This window comes from Bacillus sp. JJ664 (assembly GCF_036962205.1).
Taxonomy (GTDB): domain Bacteria; phylum Bacillota; class Bacilli; order Bacillales; family Bacillaceae_G; genus Gottfriedia.
Genome location: NZ_JBALMS010000051.1, coordinates 166892 through 187388 on the forward strand (window position 1 = coordinate 166892; position 20497 = coordinate 187388).

Genomic DNA, 20497 nt, shown 5'->3' on the forward strand with positions numbered 1-20497 from the left:
GAAAAGGTAACATACAAACAGCTTTCTATAAAAAATACTCCTCATTATATTGTGGAGGCTTGCCACAAAATGAGGAGTATTTGATCAATCTATTAACTTTTTATATTATTGTCTTTTTAAAAGACCAGCAACGTCTTTCCATTTCACTTTATCACTATAGTACATTACTCCGTTTACATAAATACGGCTCGCGATTTTCGTTAAAATGAAGACTGTGATGATTAAGATTAAAATACTTGCACTGACTTCAATAAAATTCATTTCACCTGAGACAAATCGAGAAAATGCAACAAGTGGTGCAAAGAATGGAATGTATGAACTGATTTGAACAAAAGTACCATTAGGATTTACTAATGCATTAATACTGATGAAGAATGCACCAATCAGTAAAAAAGTAACTGGCATCAAGACTGTTTGAAGTTCTTCCGTTCTTGATACAACAGATCCAATTGCAGCATACAGTAAACCATAAATTAAATAACCTAGTAAGAAATAGACAATGAACGCTATGATCGTCGATATGTTTAGAGAGTCTAAATCAATCTCCATTCCAAACAGAGATAAATTATCAAGATTTACGAACCCTACAAGATACGCAAATAAGAACCCTAACCCTATTACAACTAATTGAACGAATGCTACGCAAAATACAGCAAATACTCTTCCATATAAAGTCATCACTGGATTCACCTTAGGCAATAGTACTTCCATTACTCTAGATGATTTTTCTGCAACGATTCCGGTAGCAATTGAATTACCATATACGATTAAAAATAGATATAATAAAAATCCGAAAAAGTACGCAATGCCAAATGTAGCCATAGGGTCTTTCAGTACTTCTTCATTTACTTCAACATTTTGTAGTAATTTTGTAGCTGCTTCTAAAGATAGCTTAAGATCTTGAGACGTTTTATTTAAGTAATTTTGCTGCATTGTACTACTAATGATTGATAGAACTTCATTATTAGCAAAATTCTTATATGTATAATTGATAACAGGAATATTATTTTTTTCAGAAATAACAATTAATCCGTCTTTTGATTCATCATTAACTTCCTTTTTTACTTCTTCAAGCTTTGATGAATTAACTTGTTTTAATGTAGCTGTTTTTAGTGACTGGTTTAATACTGTTTCATCTATTGAATATTGTGTTGACTCATTTATGATCACAATTTTATCATTTTCTTCATTTTGTTCTGAGGATGCCATATATTTTTGTAAACCAAGCATTCCGACGACTAATACAAACAGAACCGCACTCATAATCAGTGTTGCTTTTGCAAATAGTCCTTCACGTAAATGAAAGAAAAAGACAGTTTTAAATTTATTCATTTATCTCGCCCTCTCAATAAAGATATCGTTTAGTGTCGGCTCTAATAATTGAAACTTGCGAATTGAACCTGTTTCAGACTTAATTAGATTTAAAATCGTAATTGCTTCTTCTTCAGTTTCTACTTTTACGTAAATTCCATGGTGTTTTCTCTCAAAATCAATTTGATTTGTATTTAATACCGAACTAATTGGTTCGCTATCCTCAACTATTAAATTACGATACCCGTACTCTTCTTTTAATTTATTTAAGTTACCTTCTGCTACGACATCACCATTTTTCAAAATACAAACATATTCACAGAATGCTTCAACTTGATCCATACGATGACTAGATAATACAATTGTCTTCCCTTTATTAATTTCTTCAGTGATAATAGAGGCCATTAATTCAGCATTAACAGGATCTAATCCACTAAATGGTTCATCTAAAATAATCAATTCAGGATTATGTAGTAATGTAACGATTAATTGAATTTTTTGCTGATTACCTTTTGAAAGCTCTCCTGCTTTTTTATTACGATAATGTGGAATTTCTAAACGTTCTAACCAATAAGTGATCGCTTCATCAACTTCTTTTTGCGACATCCCTTCTAATTTACCAAAGTACCTAAGTTGATCGACTACCTTACTTTTTGTATATAAACCTCTTTCTTCTGGTAAATAACCAATTCTTACTTTTGAAGAATGGAATGTCGTACCATTCCAAGTCATTTCACCGCTTGTTGGCGTTAGTAATCCTAAGAGCATTTTAATTGTAGTGGTTTTACCAGCACCATTTCTTCCTAATAAACCTAGTACTCTACCTGTTGGCAAATTTAATGACAATTGATTTACTGCATTTGTCTCACCAAATGATTTAGACAGCTTTTTTACTTCTAATGTCATACATTTTCCTCCCTTACACTCGACTCCATTTTTTGTTTCTATTTAACTATTAATATTGTACATATTAAGCATACCTTTAATCCTTTTTTAATAAAAGGAAAAATATGTAAAGATAGTGAAAGGATTTTGAAACATTTATGTTCTTATTTCTAAAACGATATAGAAAATTCCTCTATCTTAATAGCATATGCATTAGGTATTTTGAAATATATTCATTTTATTTTGTTTTGTTAAAATGGAAAAGAATACACGTAAAAGGTGGGGGAATATGAACGTAAATGAATTCCAGGATTGGATAAAAGATTATTATAAAACTAGAGGCTGGTCCGATTTGGATATATTTATTCGAATTGGTTTTTTAGCTGAGGAAACAGGTGAGGTTGCGCGCGCGATACGAGCATTAGAGATTGGTAGAGATCGACCTGATGAAGCTACTAATTCATTTGAGGAGAATAAACAAGAGTTAACAGAAGAATTAGGCGATGTGCTTGGAAACCTAATAGTCATTGCAAATAAATATGAGATTTCATTAGAGGAAGTATTCAAAAGCCATAAAGAAAAGCTTTCTAAACGTTATTCAAATGTATAGGACGAAAATATACACTACTTCAAAAATGAAGTAGTGTATTTTATTGCCATTCATCTTCTAAAATACTGTATAAAAGCGAATCACGCCAGCCATCTTTTAATAATAGGTCTTGTCTCATAGTTCCTTCTAAGCTCATCCCTATTTTTTCTAATATCTTTGATGACCCTATATTTCTTGGGTCACAAGTTGCATAGATCCGATGCATGTTTAGTTGAGTAAAACTATAATTAACAATTAGTTTAGCAGCCTCAGTTGCAAAACCTTGTCCCCAGTATTCTGGATGAATAATATATCCGACTTCGCCTTTTCTATTGATTCCATCTCTAATATTCAGTTCGACGACACCGATCAATTTTTCTGATTGTTTCAAGATAATCGCAAACACAAATCTTGTTCTAGGGCTTTTTTTCAAATCAACTATTGCATCATTCACAAATGTTTGAGATTCCTTGATTGTATTTGGTCCCCAAGGTTGATATTTACAAACAATTGCTTGGGAAGCATATTGATGAACATCTGACCAATCGTTTTCATTTATATCGCGTAATAAGACTCTATCTCCATTTATCATTATAAGCCTCCCTAAAAATTGTTATCGTCATGTCACTCCCACAAAGGAGGTGGCTAGCCCTACCTATACTCAATTTATCTGTTATCAGATAGAAAAAAGGAAAAACTACGAAGAATGTCTCGTTGTTTTTTCCTTTTATCGTAAATTAATATGAAATACTTCCTGAAATTAATAAACCAACAGTTACACTTAATGTAAATAATAAGATTGCCACAGCAATATTTCCTTCTTCGACTTTTTTAGCAAAAGAGATTTTTGGAAATAAAAGAAATTCTGCAATCCAATATGTAATCATTTGTGCAATCACTCCGATAAAGCTCCAAATAATGAAATCACTAATATCAACAGAGTATTTTGCAGCTGACATAATGACGATTGCTAAACCGACTAGCTTACCAGCTAATTTTAGTGCAACGGCAATATTTCCATCTTCTAAAATTAATTTTTGTTCATTCATTTTAGTTGTAAAAGTAAATGCTAAAAATCCGATAAATAAAATTAAAAGTCCTGACCCTAAATAAAGTAATGTACTTACTATACTTTCCATTAAATTTCTCATCTCCCAATTGATAATATTTATTTCTCTTTTGCCTCATCAATCATCCCTACTGGTAAGAAACAGCTTTCATTACCTGTGATGATATTTCCCGCTCTTATCCCAATGGCACCGTACTTTTCTTTTATTAAAAAGCTACCTACTAAAATATGTAATTCTAATAGTCCTTCAGGCGTCATGACCTTTTTCTTAGGCAATGGTGAAAATTCTTGGTAAACCATAACTTGATCCAGGTAAGTGTTGTGTTGACTATGTTGATTATTTTCACCATCAATTATTTGAATTGTATCTCCTTCCCGACCAAATGCGGGTTTCTCTACATACGCGATATGATGCTCAATAAAATAATCTGGCTCCAAATAAGTTGGTAAAAAATATTTTTCAATCATGTCATGTTCATCTTCTGTAAAAACATCAGAGTTGTCGACATGTAAATTCCAAATGAGTGCTTGCACCGCTTTAGATTGTAGTAAAAATGCAGAAATAGGATTGAACATAATTAACTTGCCAGTTTCAACAAGATCTAGTAATGCTAGACCAATCATCGTTCCATCTACTGATTTATCAAGTTCCATATGCTCAATAGGATATGTTTGACGATAAAGAATATGGATCCTTTCTCCACTTGGAGTATATAGACCGTCATTCTCAATAATTTGCAAACTATCTAAACTGATTAGTTGGCTTTCACCTTCATAAAGCGATTGAATGTACTTTGCTGTTTTCCAATCTTCCTCATGATCACCATGCGCTGTAAAAACAATGATTGGTTTCTCAAGTCCTTTAATCGAATTATTTATAACTTGATTTATCACTTGAGATAACTGTAATTCACTTTCACTGTTTGGATCCTTTACTTTAAAATAATCAGCTACAATACCGTTAACATGATGAGTTTCCATAATAAATGTAGGTGTATCACTATTACATTCATAATGCTTCCAACCATTTTCTGTTTGAACAAGATCAATCCTTCTGATAATCCCTTCACTTAAAATAGCCTTATGGCGTAAGTAAGGAATGACCTGATTTGAATAACCGAGCATATAAAATACATCATCAGGAAGTTGCCTCATTAAACTAGCAGTTTTATCATAAATGCTCCCAATTTGCTCAGTAATCATATGAATCTCATCAATTTCTTCTTTTGTAAACCTGTATATATCAAGAAGAGCATAATAGGAGCTTTGTAAATCTGCCCAAAAATCTGGTAATTTTTGAAACAATTCATTACGAAGTCGCTGATGCTTTATTAAATCTGAATTGTCCATCCTTATCCACCAAAGCCCCCAGATGAGCCTTTACCAAAACCGCTTTTTGATGAAGATCCTCCACCTGCATAGCTGCTAGAAGATTTATAACTTTTATATGAACTACTACCATGCAATAATTTTTTCGACTTATAAAATGTTCCACCATGATAATAACTGCGATAGTAAGAACTATCATTATCGTCACAAACCCAAACACCTTCGTCATCATCAAATTCCCAATCGCGGCAATTCTCATCCTGCGGTTGATCAGGTATATTCATAGATTGTGTAGAACCACAGCCGGCTAACGTACTTGCTGCAAGTCCTCCAGTTAGTGCAATACTAACTTTTTTCATTAATAATGATGTTTTTGACATACGGATCTCCTCTTCGTGAAATAAAATCATTCTCTCTTATACTAAACTATCTATACGCTCAAAGTATATAAAATATATGATTAATTTTAACGAAATCTTAATTTTTAACGAAAGTAAAAATTACCCTCCAAATCCACCAGATACGCCACTTCCAAATCCACTTCTTTTGGTTGATGATGAAGTTCCTGTTCCACTTACAATGCCAGTTGATTTGTATTCCTTAAATTGTTTATTACTATGTAACATGTTTTTAGTCGCAAAGTACGTACCCATAAAGAAAAAATTGCCATAATACGAACTTGACTGATCATTACACATCCATACATTCTCTTCCTCGTCTAATGTCCAATCCACACAATTCTCATCATAAGGCATTTCTTCTGGTGAATATGAATATTCTTCATAGCTTTCATCTTCATAGACCTCTTCATCATATACTTCTTCATTGTAAACATCCTCTTCATAGACCTCATCATCATATACTTCTTCTTCATAAGTGTCAGTCGATTGTTCAGTTTCACCAATCGAATCACTAGACTCATAGTAAACTTCTTCAGTTGGTTCAAATGTTGGTTGAGATCCACAGCTTGTTAACGTACTAATGGCGATTCCACCTGTAAGCGCTATACTAACTTTTTTCATTAACTCTTTTGTTTTTGACATGTTGTTCTCCTGTTCAAAAAATAAATTCATACTCTTATATCCTAAACTGTGTTATATCTTATGTATATACAAAGTATGAAGGAGTTTGAACAATGTTTAAAACAAACAATCTATTTGTTCTTGAATATCGCTTGCTTGATGGTGATTTTACACGCCCGATTTATCACTTTCCTTTTTTATCAAAAGTCCAAATCTTTACAAGAAGACATTGCGATTACTTTATTCTAAATGGTTTTGTGTATGAAAATAAGGGTTCCTATCATGAAGACGACCGATATGTAATCGAAGTCATTGAATCAGAATTAGAAAATACTCCATATTATCATTTAAAAAGACCTTTAGGTATTGAAATTAGAGATGTTCATTCATTTGATGAAATTCACTTTTATGAAAGTGGAGATGAGCTAGATTTATTTTCTTGGCTACAATCAACTTATATTACAATCGGTGGTAAAGTTTATGAACAAACTTCAAACGAGGTAGACCAAGACCGCGATACTTATGTAATGTATGTGAAACCATTTATTGAAGAAGCAGAATAACGAAGTAAGTGCACACAAAAAAGGAGCAACCATTTTATTTTGGTAGCTCCTGTTCTTATTGTAGATACTGTTCAAGCTTGATTAAGTCTCTACATTGTATCCCATTTTCCCATATTTCTTCGTCATAGTTTTGTACAAAAAAGTCAATAATCGTGTTAACTATTTGGAAACCACAATTTTGATATAACAATAATTGATAGATACTCGAATTACCGGTGCAAATCACCAGCCTCTCATAACCAAGCATTTTCGATGTTGAAATAGCAAACTGAATGAACTGCTTTCCATACCCTTTTCCTTGATATTTTGGGTCTACTGCAATGTTCTTAATTTCCATTTCAATCAGACTGTTTTCAACTAATACAATAATGCCTACAATTTTCCGATTCTCCAATGTTACATAAACTTTACCTTTTTTAATATAACTTTCCACCATTTCTTTTGATGGATCAGCCAATAATAACAGTTTCCAATGTTCATCAGTTACATTTTTTATTTCAGAAAAATTGATCATCAAATCGTACCTACTTTATTTTTTTTCTTTCAATCTTGCTTTTAAATAGTTGATCGTATCATTTGTAGATACTTGAATTGGCAGATTTGTAAATCCATGATTACCATGCTCTAAAGCGATTAAAGTGACCATCTTTGGATTTTTGCGCGCAAATTCCTCTGATTGACTAAATGGTACAAGTGTATCTCCCGTGCCGTGAACGATAAAGATTGGTATTTTTGCATGTTTCACATATTGAATTGGACTCATCCTATTATATTCATCGGCCATTTGACCCGCTGTACTATTCATAAATCTTTCAACAATCTCTGTACTTCTTAAAGAAGGTGATTGATTCATAGTTGTTAAATCCGAAATTGGATACCATGCAATGATATAGTTAAGCTTTGGTTGTATATCAGCTTTAAGCCCTGTTAATAACGCCAAATGACCACCTGCTGAAGCTCCCGCTAAACCAATTTGTGACCGATCAATCCCTAGTTTTTTCGCATTTTTATAAACAAAGTTAATAGCTGTTTCTACATCACTGACAGGATCATTATAAGAATAATCCTTCGTTGAATAGAGCGTATAATCAATACTAATAGCACTATAGCCTTCTTTTACAATTTCTTCAAAAACAGTTTTCCATCTTTTATTTAATTCCTTACTACCATGCTTCCATGAACCGCCATGAACAAAAATCAATACAGGTGATGGACCGCGATGATTGATTGACTTGTATAAATCAAAGGTTTGAGGAAGTCGGGCAGGTTCTGTATAAAGAATATCTTTTTGCACTGTATATTCTATTTGGTTTTTTGGATGATTCGTTGATTCATCTTGTAACATTCTGATACAAACGAAAGTGATTGCAAAGATGATGACAAAAATTGTAGCTTTCTTCAAATTTCCATTCACCTTTCTCCTTTTTCTTAAAGTCTCTGTTTTGAGAAAAAATTCACAAAAACTTCTGCTAATAAATGGTCCGTTCAAGAACCCATATTGAACAATTCAGCAACGAAGGTTTGTTTATTCACTTAAAATGACATTGAATTATACCGATTTAATCACAAGCTCTTTTATAAAATATTAATAAAAAGAGGCTAACTCAACCATGCTTTTACTCATTATATTATGTAGACCTTTTAATTAATCATCTACATATTACATTGAGAAAACATCATTAAGCAAACCTCACTGTTTATTTATTTAATTACCGTTAGATATAATATTCCCACTAGTAGAAAGATCCCACATACAACAAATAATATTTTCGCCAACTTTTCCATTTTGATCCCCTTTTAAATCTGAATAAATCTTGTGTTTATTTTAAGTCTACTACAGTTACTCCGATACCGCCTTCAGAAGCAGCACCATAACGATAGGATTTTACGGATCGATGATTTTTTAAATAGTCTTGTACACCTTGTCTTAATGCACCTGTACCTTTTCCATGAATAATATTAATTCGCGGATAACCAGCTAATAATGCATCGTCAATATACTTTTCTACACGGATTAGTGCGTCTTCATAACGTTCGCCTCTTAAATCCAATTCAAGATTCACGTGAAAATCTTTTCCTTTAACAGCTGTAACTGTACGTTCTTTAACAACCTTTGGCGCACTGACGAACTCAATATCACTTTCTTTTACTTTCATTTTAATGATACCAAGTTGAACCTGCCACTCACCTTCACTGATTTGATTTAGTAGTGTACCTTTTTGATTAAAGCTGATTACTTTTACTTCGTCACCTTCACGAAGTTTTCTTTGTTTTTTCGGTGTAACTTGTGGGACAGATTTCTTAGGAGCATATGGAATTGCGCCTTCTAATCTAGTTCTAGCTTGAATTAACTCATGATCCTTAATTGAAGATAATTCAAGGTTTTTAAGTTCTCTAAGCTCTTTTATAATATCTTCCGCTTCCTGTTGAGCAGTTCTTATTCTCTTTTTCGATTCTTCCTGTGCTTCACGATATAAATCATCACGATGCTCATAGAAATCCATCATTTGCTTTTGTAAATCTTTGAAAATACGTTCCGATTCTTTACGGTAGTCTTCGGCTTCTTTCCACTCGGATTCTGCACCTTTTCGACTCGTTTCTAATGAAGCAATCATATTTTCAACTTCATTACTTTCTTCACTTACATGGTTTCTAGCTTTATCAATTACATGATTAGATAACCCTAATCTTCTTGAAATTTCAAATGCATTACTTCTACCAGGAACACCAATTAATAATCGATAAGTAGGACTTAAAGTTTCAACATCAAATTCTACACTAGCATTCATAACATGCTCTCGATTATAACTATAGGCTTTTAGTTCAGGATAGTGTGTAGTTGCAACAACTCTTGCCTCATAATCGCTTACTTCATCAAGAATTGAAATTGCTAAAGCAGCCCCTTCCCCGGGATCAGTTCCAGCTCCAAGCTCATCAAATAAAACTAAGCTATTATGATTCACATGCTTTAAAATATCAACAATATTTACCATATGAGATGAGAAAGTACTCAAGCTTTGCTCAATTGACTGTTCATCACCAATATCAGCAAATACCTGCTCAAATACGCAAATCTCTGAGCCATCGAGAGTTGGAATTTGTAAACCGGACTGCGCCATTAGTACACAAATCCCGATTGTTTTTAAAGTTACTGTCTTACCACCTGTATTTGGTCCTGTTATAACAATAGTTGTAAAATCCTTACCTAATTCAATATCATTAGCTACAACAACATCTCTTGGAATTAGAGGATGACGTGCTTTTTTCAATTTAAAATATCTGTCATTATTTAAAATTGGTTTACTAGCCTTTATGTGGTGCGAGTAATTTGCTTTTGCGAATAAAAAGTCCATTTCTGATAAAATTTCAACATTTTGTAAAAGATCTGATGAAGATTCTGCAACTTCACCTGTAAGCTGCATTAAGATTTTTTCAATCTCTTGCTCTTCTTTTACTTTAGCTTCTTGAAGACTATTATTTAATGTAACAACAGCTTGTGGCTCAATAAATAATGTTTGTCCAGAAGATGACTGATCGTGAACGATTCCACCATAAACATGTCTATACTCTTGTTTAACCGGAATAACAAAACGATCGTTACGAATTGTCACAATCGAATCTGATAACATTTTTTGAGCGTTATTCCCTCTAGTTAAACTTTCTAATTTTTCTCGAATACGACTTTCAGCAGTTCGAACTTGCTGACGTATTAAACGTAGCGTGACACTTGCATCGTCTAACACTTCTCCATTATCGCCAATCGCCGCTTTAATATTTTTATCAAGCTCTAATAGCGGAATGATTTGATTACTTAATGATTCTAAATAAGGAATTTCTACTTCATTTTCTAATAAGCCCTCTATAAAACGAATCATTTGTCTACCAGCATACGTAACACCTGATATGGCAATTAATTCAGAAGGTGCTAAAGTGCCACCAATTTCCGCTCTTTTTACTTGCATTCTTATATCAGATAATCCACCAAGTGGTACATTCCCACGTAATCGAATAACTTTTACTGCCTCATCCGTTGATTCATGTAATTCCACAACTTCCTCGAAATCAGTACTTGGCATTAAATTTCGAATTCGTTCCTTACCAAGTGATGAAGATGCGTGTTTTAATAATTGTTCTTTTATTTTATCGTACTCTAATACTCGTAATGTTCGTTGCATAAGGTAACCTCCTTACATACGATTACGTTTTCCTTCGATTAAACGCAATAGTTCATGTAATTCAAATGTATTTACTATATTCTCTTTTTTCAACCAGGCTTTTTTGGCCGCGCTTACCCCAATCGTCATATGATCTAACATATCGATGTTATGGGCATCTGTATTAATAGAGATTTTAACGCCAGCTTCCCTGGCCATTATTAACATGTCTTTATTTAAATCCAAGCGATTTGGATTCGCATTTAATTCCAAAATAGTGCCTGTTTCTTTTGCTACAGAAATTAATTCTTCAGCATTCACCTTATAACCCGCTCTTCTGCCAATTTTTCTACCGGTCGGATGTCCAATCATACTAACATACGGATTTCTCATCGCATTTTTTAATCGCATCATGATCGTTTCCTCATCTTGACTAAAACTTGAGTGAATCGAAGCAATGACAAAATCCATTGAGCGCAACACATCATCCTCGTAATCTAAAGATCCGTCAGGTAAAATGTCCATTTCAACTCCATGAAGAATTGTAAAATCAGTATATTTTTCATTTAAACGTTGAATCTCTTCCTTTTGTTTCCAAAGGCGTTCAGGTGTTAATCCATTCGCAACTTTTAAATATTGTGAATGGTCAGTAATTGCGATATATTTATAGCCTTTTGCTCTACAAGCTTCAGCCATTTCCTCAATTGAAAATCCACCGTCACTCCAAGTAGAGTGCATATGAATATCTGTTTTTATATCTTCTAATTTAATTAAAGGATAGTCTGTTGTGAAATTTGCAACTTCTTTACCATCTTCTCTAATTTCTGGTGGAAAACACGGTAAATTAAAATGAGCGTAGAAGTCTTTTTCATTCTCGAATGTCAAAACTTCGCCAGTGTTTACGTCTTCAACACCATACTCACTTATTTTTTCATCACGCTCTTTTGCTAATTGACGCATTGCAACATTATGATCCTTTGATCCAGTAAAATGGTGTAATGTTGTAGCAAACTCTTTCGGTTGAATGATTCGAAAATCCACTGAAATTTCATATTCAACGCCTTTTAAGACAAGCGAAACTTTTGTATCACCAGCTGCAATGACGCGAACAATTTCTGGCATCGATAATAATTGTTCTCTTACGTTTTCTGGATGATTTGAAGCAATAATGAAATCCAAGTCCTTTACCGTCTCACGAACTCTTCGTAAGCTACCAGCACGTGAGAATTTGTCTACAGCGTTCATCTTTGATAAATATGCTTCAATTTTATCTGCGATTGGTAGAACGTCTGCTAATGGCAATCTTTCAGGTTGTTTTCCAAACTCTTCTATAGAGTCTAAAATATTTTTTTCAGTTTTTTTCCCGAAGCCAGCAAGACCTTGAAGCTTTCCATTTACACAAGCTTCTTTTAATTGCTCCATGCTTTCAATCTTCAACTCTTGATAAAGCTTGGCTACTTTTTTCCCACCTAATCCTGGTAGTTTTAATAATGGTAATAATGTTTTTGGAAGTGATTCTTTTAGCTCATCTAATACTGTGCTTTTTCCAGTTTTGATGTACTCTTCTATAACAGCTGATGTCCCTTTTCCTATTCCTTTTATCGCTGTAAAATCTTCTATTTGTTCTAAGCTTCTTTCATCTGTTTCTAAAGCATTTGCCGCTTTACGGAAAGCTGATATTTTAAAGGCATTTTCACCTTTTAATTCTAAATAAGTTGCAATTTGTTCTAATAACTTTATCAGTTCTTTTTTGTGCATCCCATTCACCTACTTAATTTTTTAATACAATCTTAACTAACTTCATTCATTTAATAGATCATCGTATTTGACATTCCATTCCAAAGTTCCATTAGTTGTGTAGAAACAAAAGGCGTATTTTGAACGATAAAATAAGCTATCTTTGAATTATGTAGTAATGTATGTAGCGCTTCAATCGGTAAAATAAGCGCAATAAAAAGTGCTAGTACTGAAAATAAATAGACCTCGATTAAGCCTAAAATTCCACCTAATAGCGAATTTACTTGTTTTAACAATGGTAATTGGAATACCCCATTTAATAATGAACCTAAGAAAGATATCACTAAACGGGTTCCAATAAACAGTAATGCAAACGCAACAATTTCATATATGAATTGTTCAAAATTAACAATTTGGTTACTAGTTATATTAATAGGAAATAATTTTTTCAGTGTGATAGCAGTCTGCTCGTAATAATGATAAGCTATGTATAAAGATAATAAAAAACCTAATAGTCTAATTAGACTACTAATAAATCCTCTTCTCCAGCCTGTAAATACGCCGAGTATTAATAATACAATTAAAATAATATCAATCATTGTTTTCCTTCTCACTTTTAGCTTCTTTAAGTAATGTTTCGAGTTGTTCCGCTCTTTCTTTTAATTTAACATAATCACTTACTATATTAACTGCTGTTAATACAGCTAATTTATTTGTATCCAAAAATGGATTTTTATGATTTATTTCTTTCATTTTTTCATCTACAATTGAGGCAACATGACGAATATGTTCTGTTGATTCGTCACCAGTAATTAAATATTGTTGCCCATAAATAGATACATTAAGTTTTTGTTTTGATGAAGAATTGGACAACTTCTTACCTCCATTCAGTTAAACATTCTAACTTAAACTATAACATGAACTGATGTGCAAGTGAAAGTTTTGGCAATATTACAAGATAAAGGAGAAATATATGGCAAACACTGTCCTTACAGTTTCAGGAGAAACTCTACTAAAGATGCAGGATCATTACAAAAATGGTATTCAACCCAAAGTACCACAGGGTGGTCTTTTTTTAGCAAAATCTAATGGTTGTACAATTACAGCCTATAAATCTGGAAAAGTTATGTTCCAAGGTTCAAATTGCGGGACAGAAATAAGTAAATGGGAAGGAAAATCAGCTGTTCCAAAAGCGGCTAAAAAAATGCCTTCAAATCAACATAATTTACCAAGTAACTTTTCAAGTCTATCTGTAATTGGAAGTGATGAAGTAGGAACTGGAGATTATTTTGGTCCGATGACAGTTGTAGCTTCCTTTGTAGAACCTAGTCAATTCGAGTTATTAAAAGAGCTTGGGGTTAAAGATTCAAAAGAACTAAATGATGAAGAAATTTGTAAAATTGCTAAAAAAATAATTCATATTGTCACTTATAGTCTTTTAGTTTTACACAATGATAAATACAATGACATGCAAGAAAAAGGCTACAATATGAATAAATTAAAAGCCCTTCTACATAATCAAGCAATAAGAAATATCATTAGAAAGCTAGAAAATAAGCATTATGATGCAATCTTAATCGATCAATTTACACCTCCTAATTTATATTTTGGATATTTAAAAGGGACAAAAGAAGTGATTCGAGACAAAGTTCAATTTGCAACAAAAGCAGAAGGAATACATTTATCTGTTGCTGTTTCCTCTATTCTTGCACGTTATTCTTTTTTACAACAAATGGATCTCTTAAGTGAAAAAGCTGGCATGACATTACCTAAAGGCGCGGGAGCAAAGGTTGACCAAGCAGCTGCAAAATTCATACGTGCAAAAGGCTTTGAAGCATTAAGAAGCTTTACAAAACTGCATTTTGCTAATACTGAGAAAGCATTGAAAATTGCTAAAAAATAAGTTTTGTTCATAACAACTTTTTATAGCTAAATTAAAACAAAAAAGCTGTATTCTAAATGAAGATTTCACTTAGAATACAGCATCTACGATAAAGAAAATAAATCCTAATAAACTAGCAAGCTGTTTTTGCTTCTTATATCGAAGCGACGGTCTTGATAAAAAGTATAAACAAATTAAGAATCCAAAAGGGATTGGTAGCCAAAACAATCGAAATGGTAATGAAGATACTACATAATATCCGATCATTTGAAAGCCTAGATTATTTACATCTCTTTTAATTGCCTCTTTGTAAACGACTAATAAACCTATTAGAAACCCAACATACAGTAGAAAAACAAACATCTTCCACCTCCAAGATTGTCCTATTATTAAACTATTCATATACTGCTTGTCTAAGGACACATAATGAAAAATGTTCATACATATGCATTACATAAATAAATAGATTATGGAGTTGATGCTGGGAATGATCACTAGTGAATTAGAAGGGCTTATTCAAACCGTTTCACAAGATATTTTAGCTTTACCTAATCCAGACTATAAACCAAATTCTTCAAAATGGTCTAAAAAAGAAATTCTTGGACATTTATGCGACTCGGCTACAATGAACCATAAAAGATTTATTGACAGACTTTATTCACATGAAGATATAAAACTTGAACTTTACAAACAAAATCATTGGGTCGAATTTAACGACTATCAAAATTGCTATACGATTGATGAAGTGTTAACACTTTGGATCGCCTTAAACCAACGAATCGTTAAAACTATGAAAACCATAGCCACCGAAAAATTAGCCTTACAATTCAACGTTAGTGAAAATGAGAAGGTCACATTAGAATGGTTATATTCGGATTATGTAGAACACTTAAAGCATCATTTAAAACAAATATTTGATCAGAAATAAGGTGTAAACATGAAATTTCAAATAAAGAAAAACCCATTTTTAGTCGCACTCATTCTTTGTTTAATCCCAATTATTCTCCTCGTTCCAATAGGTAGTTTTATTGAAGGTGAAGGACAAATCATGAGCATCGTTATTTTTATTCTCATTTCACCAGTCATCATCGTACTAGTTTGGGCGTTATTTCATTCTTACCATGAATTTACCGGTACTGAGTTTATTTCAATATTTGGCTATATAAAAATAAAGATTCCTTTTCAAGAAATCAAAAAAGTAGGATTTTCGTTAAATCCTATTTCATCCCCATCTTGGACATTTAAACGTTTAAAAATTGAATATAAAAAATTTGAATTCGCATTATTATCACTCCCAAAGGATGAAGAGCTTTTTTTAAGCGAGCTCCAAAAACGATGTCCACAAGCGGAAATTAGAGATCGTAATGGCAATCTGTTTTCCGACAAAGAAGAAGTAAAATAAGTTTTTATTAAAAATACACAGTTGAGCTTCATTTAAAAAATATGAAGACTATCTCTTTTTTTAGCAATTTGATTCGAGATACCATCGTTTATTCTTTTTTTGATAAATCATATTCGATATACTCGTCTCAAAAGAGTGTTTCTTTAAGAATTTATAACCATTAAGACAATAGTTGATTACAATGGAAGGTGCGCGATCCTTGAGGAATTTGCTGGGAGGCTGAGACCCCGCAGGGCAAGTAAGGTAGGCATGCTAAAACCACGACGTCCTGTCGTAACGCATGCATGATCCACATCCTGTGGACCCGAGGCTCAGCTCCGCCCTACGGAAAGGGAGCATCCTGGAGTTGTAATCAGCTAACGCATTCTTAAATACATATCAATGTTTTTCATACAGCCACACAATAAAAAAGAACCCATATAAACTATGGGTTCTAATTTTTTAGTTATTAATATACTTCTCAAAAACATAACCAAAATCTTTAACTTTATATTGTTCTCTTGATTTCATCAACCACTCGAAAGCCGCTTCGTTAATTTCTTTAAAATTATTTACAACGCTGTTTTCATTACTTGAAACACGACTTAGTGTTGTAGATGCTAATTCAATACTTTCCTTAGCAAAGCCTAGTTTAACTTCGTTTTCATGACAAATCTCAGCGATCATTAATAATGCTTTATATAGGTCCTTTAACTGTTCAATGTGTTTTTTATGTACATCAATCGAGAATTCTTTACCACCGATATTGAATTTAATTTCAACATCCAAATCAATCGTACCAGCAGTTTCTAGAACAACGTGAGAAATTTTATAAGTATGATAATTATATCGATGAAGTGTACGTTTTTTACTGATTGCGCTAGTTCCGTCTAAATGAATTAACGCTTTATTTGTGAAACAATACTCATCTGTTTTTGATTTAATTAAAAAATAGATTTTCTCATCATCTTCATGCATTACGTAATCATCAGAATCGACCTTGTCATAGTTTTTAGGCTCGATGACACTACCTACATCACTTAAACCAAGCATATCTGCTGCGACTTTACCAAACATGTAAATTCCTCCTCAAAAGATAAGAATAGTGAATTTGGGAGAATAAGTTTTTCTTCTCCGCTATCCTTACTTTATTACTTTATTTAGCTTCTAGACATAATAAGTATACATATTTATTTTTTAATAGTCTTTCATTATCTTTTATATCAGGGGAGATACTAACTGATTCCATCGAATCATTTCCTTCCACAAATGCTCCAAGTGCCATTTCTTTTCCTTTTACTATTTCATGTTTTCCTTCAATGTGTTCAAAAAGTGACATATTAGTTTGGTCTGGTTGTTTATATAATGTTTGGCCGGTACTATGCCCATTACCATTTGCAAAAATGATGTCCCATTCATATGTATTTTTCGTTTCAAGCTGAAGTTGACGTTTAAATGTAAGATAGTAAATTTCTTCATCATCCTTTAGAATACCCATTGCGATACCACCGATTGTATGCACTAATTTACCATTAGAATACACTTTAATTTTTGCTTCCAATGATTGTATATCTGTTGAATTATTTAATTTCAATTTATAAATCGCTAATTTTTGACTATCCTCCCCAAGAATATTTAGTGTATTCATTTCAGACTTAGTCATTTTATAATTTTCCACAATACTGTTTTTTTCTATAATCTGCGGTAAAGTTTCGTCTTTATTGCAGCTTACTAAAAAAATGACTACTAATAATAGATAAGTGATTTTCCTCACTATTTCCCACCTCTAAACTTTCATTTACTAAAATATGGTTATTCAATTAAGATTTATGTATTCCTCTTTTCCTTTTCAAGTGTTTTCATATAGTCGATTTTGTTAATGGGTGATGACTGAATTTTCCTTACTTCATCATGCAATCCCTTCTTTTCTGTCAGCACATTAATTTACCATTGAACACTTACCTAGTTGCAGACTATAATTAGTAAGTGACTGTTTAAATTACGTTCTAAATAGAACATTTTAATATAACGAAAAAAATAGAAAAGGTGTAGATCAATGAGTATATTAACTGTAAAAAACTTAAGCCACGGTTTTGGTGATCGCGCAATATTTAATGATGTATCATTCCGTTTACTAAAGGGAGAACATATCGGTCTAATCGGTGCTAATGGTGAAGGTAAATCGACTTTCATGAATATTGTAACAGGAAAACTTCAACCTGATGAAGGTAAAGTTGAATGGTCTAAAAAAGTGCGTGTTGGATATTTAGATCAACATGCGGTATTGCAAGCAGGAATGACAATTCGTGACGTATTAAAAAGTGCATTCCAATATATGTTTGATATGGAAAATGAAATCAATGATTTATACGTAAAAATGGCCGATGCAACTCCAGAGGAAATGGAGAAAATGCTTGAAGATGTTGGCGTGCTACAAGATACATTAACAAATAACGATTTTTATATTATCGATGCAAAAGTTGAAGAAATTGCTCGTGGTTTAGGTTTAGAAGATATTGGTCTTGAACGTGATGTAACTGAATTATCAGGTGGTCAAAGAACAAAAGTTCTTTTAGCAAAGCTTCTTTTAGAAAAACCAGATATCTTATTATTAGATGAGCCTACTAACTATTTAGATGAGCAACATATTGAATGGTTAAAACGTTATTTAAATGAATATGAAAATGCATTTATTTTGATTTCACATGATATTCCATTCTTAAATAGTGTTATTAATCTAATTTATCACATGGAAAATCAGGAATTAAATCGTTACGTTGGAGATTACAATAATTTCATGAACATTTATGAAATGAAAAAATCACAACTAGAATCAGCTTACAAACGCCAACAGCAAGAAATTTCAGAGCTGAAAGACTTTGTTGCTCGAAACAAAGCTCGTGTTTCTACTCGTAATATGGCAATGTCGCGCCAAAAGAAACTTGATAAAATGGACGTGATCGAGCTTGCAAGAGAAAAGCCAAAACCAGAGTTTGATTTCAAACCAGCTCGTACTTCTGGAAAACTAATATTTGAAGCTAAAAACCTTGTTATTGGTTATGACGAACCACTTTCACAGCCTTTAAATCTTCGAATGGAACGTGGTCAAAAAGTTGCTTTAGTTGGTGCGAATGGTATCGGTAAAACAACTTTAATGCGTAGTTTACTTGGTGATATTAAACCAATTTCAGGTGAAGTTGAACGAGGAGAATTCCTTCATATTGGATACTTTGAACAAGAAGTAAAAAGTGATAACAATAAAACATGTATTGATGAAGTTTGGGACGAATTCCCTTCATTTACACAATACGAAGTTCGTGCTGCGCTTGCGAGATGCGGTTTAACAACAAAACATATCGAAAGTAAAGTATCTGTATTAAGTGGTGGAGAAAAAGCCAAAGTTCGTTTATGTAAATTAATGAATAATGAATCAAACTTACTTGTACTAGATGAGCCGACCAACCACTTAGATGTAGATGCAAAAGAAGAATTAAAACGTGCACTGAAAGAATTTAAAGGTAGCATTTTAATAATCTGTCACGAACCAGAATTTTACCAAGGTCTAGTAACAGACGTATGGAATGGTGAAAATTGGACTACGAAAGTATTTTAATAATAGCCGCTAAACAGTATTTCTTTTATTAAGATACACATACAAAAGGGAGCAAATTAACGTAACATGTTAATTTGCTCCCTTTTATTATTGAATTACGAAAACATATTAAAAGATTCAGTCTCTCTTTTTTATTATGAAAGTGTAATATTTTGACCTAGTTTAGTCGTCCATTCCCTAGGATTTTTTCGTTTTTTAGAAACTTTTGGCATTGTATTGATATAACCGATATGAAGTGCGCCCAATATTTTTCTATTCGCTGGGATACCCATTTCTTTGTAAAATTGTTGATCAAAAATATACGGGTTTGTACGCCAAACCATTCCAATATTTTTTTCCCAAGCAGCTAATTGTAAATTTTGAACAAATGAACAGGTTGCACCAATTGCTTCTAAATTCTTTTTTTCATTATCTGAATGATCTGTTGTTATAATCAAATGCATAGGCGTGTCAATAATATATGATTTAAAAAACTCAACAGATTTCTTTATTTTTTCAACAGTATATGTCTCTGTTAACTCCATTCTTTCATAACTATCTACGACTTTTGAAGCATAAAATTCTTTTTCATTTTCTTCTGAAATCATGATAAATTGCCATGGCTCTTCTTTACTATGAAAAGGAGCATAAGATGCTACTTCCAAAAGTTCCATCAAAATCTCTTCAGAAATTGGGTCTTTTTTTGTATCTCTAACAGTTCTTCTATTTTTGATTGTATCTAAAATTGTCATTTATTTGTAATCTCCTTAATTGGAATCGATTCATCTATTATTATAAATGTAATTGATAATCATTTTCAATAAAAACAAGTATTTATTAGAAAACTTTAAAATTTACTAAAAAAATCTATCATCATTCAATAAAACTGTTTTTGTATCGATCATTGTTAATTTAGAATGCGTTAGTTGATTACAACTCCAGGATACTCCCTTTCCGTGAGGCGGAAATGGTAGGCATGCTAA

The 20497-nt window shown here is 32.5% G+C and carries 23 protein-coding genes; 6 read left to right on the plus strand and 17 right to left on the minus strand.

Annotated elements, in window-relative coordinates:
• Window positions 1-105: 105 nt before the first annotated feature.
• Both V7056_RS09985 and V7056_RS09990 read right to left on the minus strand, forming a co-directional pair.
• Window positions 106-1332 carry an ABC transporter permease gene (locus tag V7056_RS09985; protein WP_499701525.1) on the minus strand — a complete coding sequence of 409 codons (1227 nt, stop codon included), beginning with the start codon at window positions 1330-1332 and terminating at the stop codon, window positions 106-108.
• Entirely contained in the window at window positions 1333-2217 is an 885-nt protein-coding gene (locus V7056_RS09990) for an ABC transporter ATP-binding protein (protein WP_499701527.1), read from the minus strand.
• Between the two features lie 268 nt (window positions 2218-2485).
• On the opposite strand from V7056_RS09990, the gene V7056_RS09995 reads away from it, so the two are divergent.
• Window positions 2486-2806, plus strand: a complete 321-nt coding sequence (locus tag V7056_RS09995; RefSeq protein WP_499701528.1) for a MazG nucleotide pyrophosphohydrolase domain-containing protein — start codon at window positions 2486-2488, stop codon at window positions 2804-2806.
• Between the two features lie 40 nt (window positions 2807-2846).
• Here V7056_RS09995 and V7056_RS10000 read toward each other — a convergent pair whose 3' ends face one another.
• From V7056_RS10000 to V7056_RS10020, 5 genes are all read right to left on the minus strand, one after another.
• Window positions 2847-3377 (minus strand): GNAT family N-acetyltransferase, encoded by a 531-nt coding sequence (locus V7056_RS10000; RefSeq protein ID WP_499701530.1) that lies wholly within the window; start codon window positions 3375-3377, stop codon window positions 2847-2849.
• Window positions 3378-3522: 145 nt separating this feature from the next.
• Window positions 3523-3924 carry a DUF350 domain-containing protein gene (locus V7056_RS10005; protein ID WP_158093320.1) on the minus strand — a complete coding sequence of 134 codons (402 nt, stop codon included), beginning with the start codon at window positions 3922-3924 and terminating at the stop codon, window positions 3523-3525.
• A 29-nt stretch (window positions 3925-3953) separates the two neighbouring features.
• Window positions 3954-5204 carry a glutathionylspermidine synthase family protein gene (locus tag V7056_RS10010; RefSeq protein WP_499701532.1) on the minus strand — a complete coding sequence of 417 codons (1251 nt, stop codon included), beginning with the start codon at window positions 5202-5204 and terminating at the stop codon, window positions 3954-3956.
• 2 nt (window positions 5205-5206) lie between these two features.
• The gene (locus V7056_RS10015; RefSeq protein WP_499701534.1) at window positions 5207-5563 is read right to left on the minus strand and encodes a hypothetical protein; all 357 of its coding nucleotides are present in this window, start codon (window positions 5561-5563) and stop codon (window positions 5207-5209) included.
• A gap of 120 nt (window positions 5564-5683) precedes the next feature.
• Entirely contained in the window at window positions 5684-6226 is a 543-nt protein-coding gene (locus V7056_RS10020) for a hypothetical protein (protein WP_499701536.1), read from the minus strand.
• A 92-nt stretch (window positions 6227-6318) separates the two neighbouring features.
• Here V7056_RS10020 and V7056_RS10025 point away from each other — a divergent pair, with 92 nt between their 5' ends.
• Complete coding sequence (locus V7056_RS10025) at window positions 6319-6768, plus strand: hypothetical protein (protein ID WP_499701538.1); 450 nt, start codon at window positions 6319-6321, stop codon at window positions 6766-6768.
• A 55-nt stretch (window positions 6769-6823) separates the two neighbouring features.
• Here the strand turns inward: V7056_RS10025 and V7056_RS10030 are convergent, their stop codons facing one another.
• The 6 genes from V7056_RS10030 to zapA all read right to left on the minus strand — a co-directional run bounded on the left by V7056_RS10030 (window position 6824) and on the right by zapA (window position 13532).
• Entirely contained in the window at window positions 6824-7282 is a 459-nt protein-coding gene (locus tag V7056_RS10030) for a GNAT family N-acetyltransferase (protein WP_499701540.1), read from the minus strand.
• A 15-nt stretch (window positions 7283-7297) separates the two neighbouring features.
• Window positions 7298-8170, minus strand: a complete 873-nt coding sequence (locus V7056_RS10035) for an alpha/beta hydrolase fold domain-containing protein (RefSeq protein WP_499701542.1) — start codon at window positions 8168-8170, stop codon at window positions 7298-7300.
• Between the two features lie 418 nt (window positions 8171-8588).
• Window positions 8589-10943 carry an endonuclease MutS2 gene (locus tag V7056_RS10040; RefSeq protein WP_499701544.1) on the minus strand — a complete coding sequence of 785 codons (2355 nt, stop codon included), beginning with the start codon at window positions 10941-10943 and terminating at the stop codon, window positions 8589-8591.
• A 12-nt stretch (window positions 10944-10955) separates the two neighbouring features.
• Window positions 10956-12680 carry a DNA polymerase/3'-5' exonuclease PolX gene (gene polX / locus V7056_RS10045; protein WP_499701546.1) on the minus strand — a complete coding sequence of 575 codons (1725 nt, stop codon included), beginning with the start codon at window positions 12678-12680 and terminating at the stop codon, window positions 10956-10958.
• Between the two features lie 50 nt (window positions 12681-12730).
• A complete protein-coding gene (locus V7056_RS10050; protein WP_499701548.1) occupies window positions 12731-13258 on the minus strand; it encodes a CvpA family protein in 528 nt (175 codons plus the stop codon).
• Window positions 13251-13532 carry a cell division protein ZapA gene (zapA, locus tag V7056_RS10055; protein WP_499701550.1) on the minus strand — a complete coding sequence of 94 codons (282 nt, stop codon included), beginning with the start codon at window positions 13530-13532 and terminating at the stop codon, window positions 13251-13253. The genes V7056_RS10050 and zapA overlap by 8 nt, the downstream gene beginning before the upstream one ends.
• A 100-nt stretch (window positions 13533-13632) precedes the next feature.
• On the opposite strand from zapA, the gene rnhC reads away from it, so the two are divergent.
• Window positions 13633-14562, plus strand: coding sequence for a ribonuclease HIII (rnhC, locus tag V7056_RS10060; RefSeq protein WP_499701551.1), 930 nt, complete (start codon window positions 13633-13635; stop codon window positions 14560-14562).
• 69 nt (window positions 14563-14631) lie between these two features.
• Here the strand turns inward: rnhC and V7056_RS10065 are convergent, their stop codons facing one another.
• Entirely contained in the window at window positions 14632-14904 is a 273-nt protein-coding gene (locus V7056_RS10065; RefSeq protein ID WP_499701553.1) for a hypothetical protein, read from the minus strand.
• Window positions 14905-15028: 124 nt separating this feature from the next.
• On the opposite strand from V7056_RS10065, the gene V7056_RS10070 reads away from it, so the two are divergent.
• Together V7056_RS10070 and V7056_RS10075 are read left to right on the plus strand one after the other, a co-directional pair.
• A complete protein-coding gene (locus V7056_RS10070) occupies window positions 15029-15469 on the plus strand; it encodes a DinB family protein (RefSeq protein WP_499701555.1) in 441 nt (146 codons plus the stop codon).
• 9 nt (window positions 15470-15478) lie between these two features.
• Complete coding sequence (locus V7056_RS10075; protein ID WP_499701556.1) at window positions 15479-15943, plus strand: PH domain-containing protein; 465 nt, start codon at window positions 15479-15481, stop codon at window positions 15941-15943.
• Window positions 15944-16384: 441 nt separating this feature from the next.
• Here the strand turns inward: V7056_RS10075 and V7056_RS10080 are convergent, their stop codons facing one another.
• Both V7056_RS10080 and V7056_RS10085 read right to left on the minus strand, forming a co-directional pair.
• The gene (locus tag V7056_RS10080; protein ID WP_499701558.1) at window positions 16385-16999 is read right to left on the minus strand and encodes a PH domain-containing protein; all 615 of its coding nucleotides are present in this window, start codon (window positions 16997-16999) and stop codon (window positions 16385-16387) included.
• 79 nt (window positions 17000-17078) lie between these two features.
• Window positions 17079-17696 carry a YgaN family protein gene (locus V7056_RS10085; protein ID WP_499701560.1) on the minus strand — a complete coding sequence of 206 codons (618 nt, stop codon included), beginning with the start codon at window positions 17694-17696 and terminating at the stop codon, window positions 17079-17081.
• Between the two features lie 282 nt (window positions 17697-17978).
• Between V7056_RS10085 and V7056_RS10090 the strand changes: the two genes are divergently transcribed.
• Window positions 17979-19535: an ABC-F family ATP-binding cassette domain-containing protein gene (locus tag V7056_RS10090; RefSeq protein WP_499701562.1), complete on the plus strand. Its 1557-nt coding sequence runs from the start codon at window positions 17979-17981 to the stop codon at window positions 19533-19535.
• 134 nt (window positions 19536-19669) lie between these two features.
• On the opposite strand, the gene V7056_RS10095 is transcribed toward V7056_RS10090, so the two are convergent.
• Window positions 19670-20266, minus strand: coding sequence for a nitroreductase family protein (locus tag V7056_RS10095; protein WP_499701563.1), 597 nt, complete (start codon window positions 20264-20266; stop codon window positions 19670-19672).
• Window positions 20267-20497: the final 231 nt, after the last annotated feature.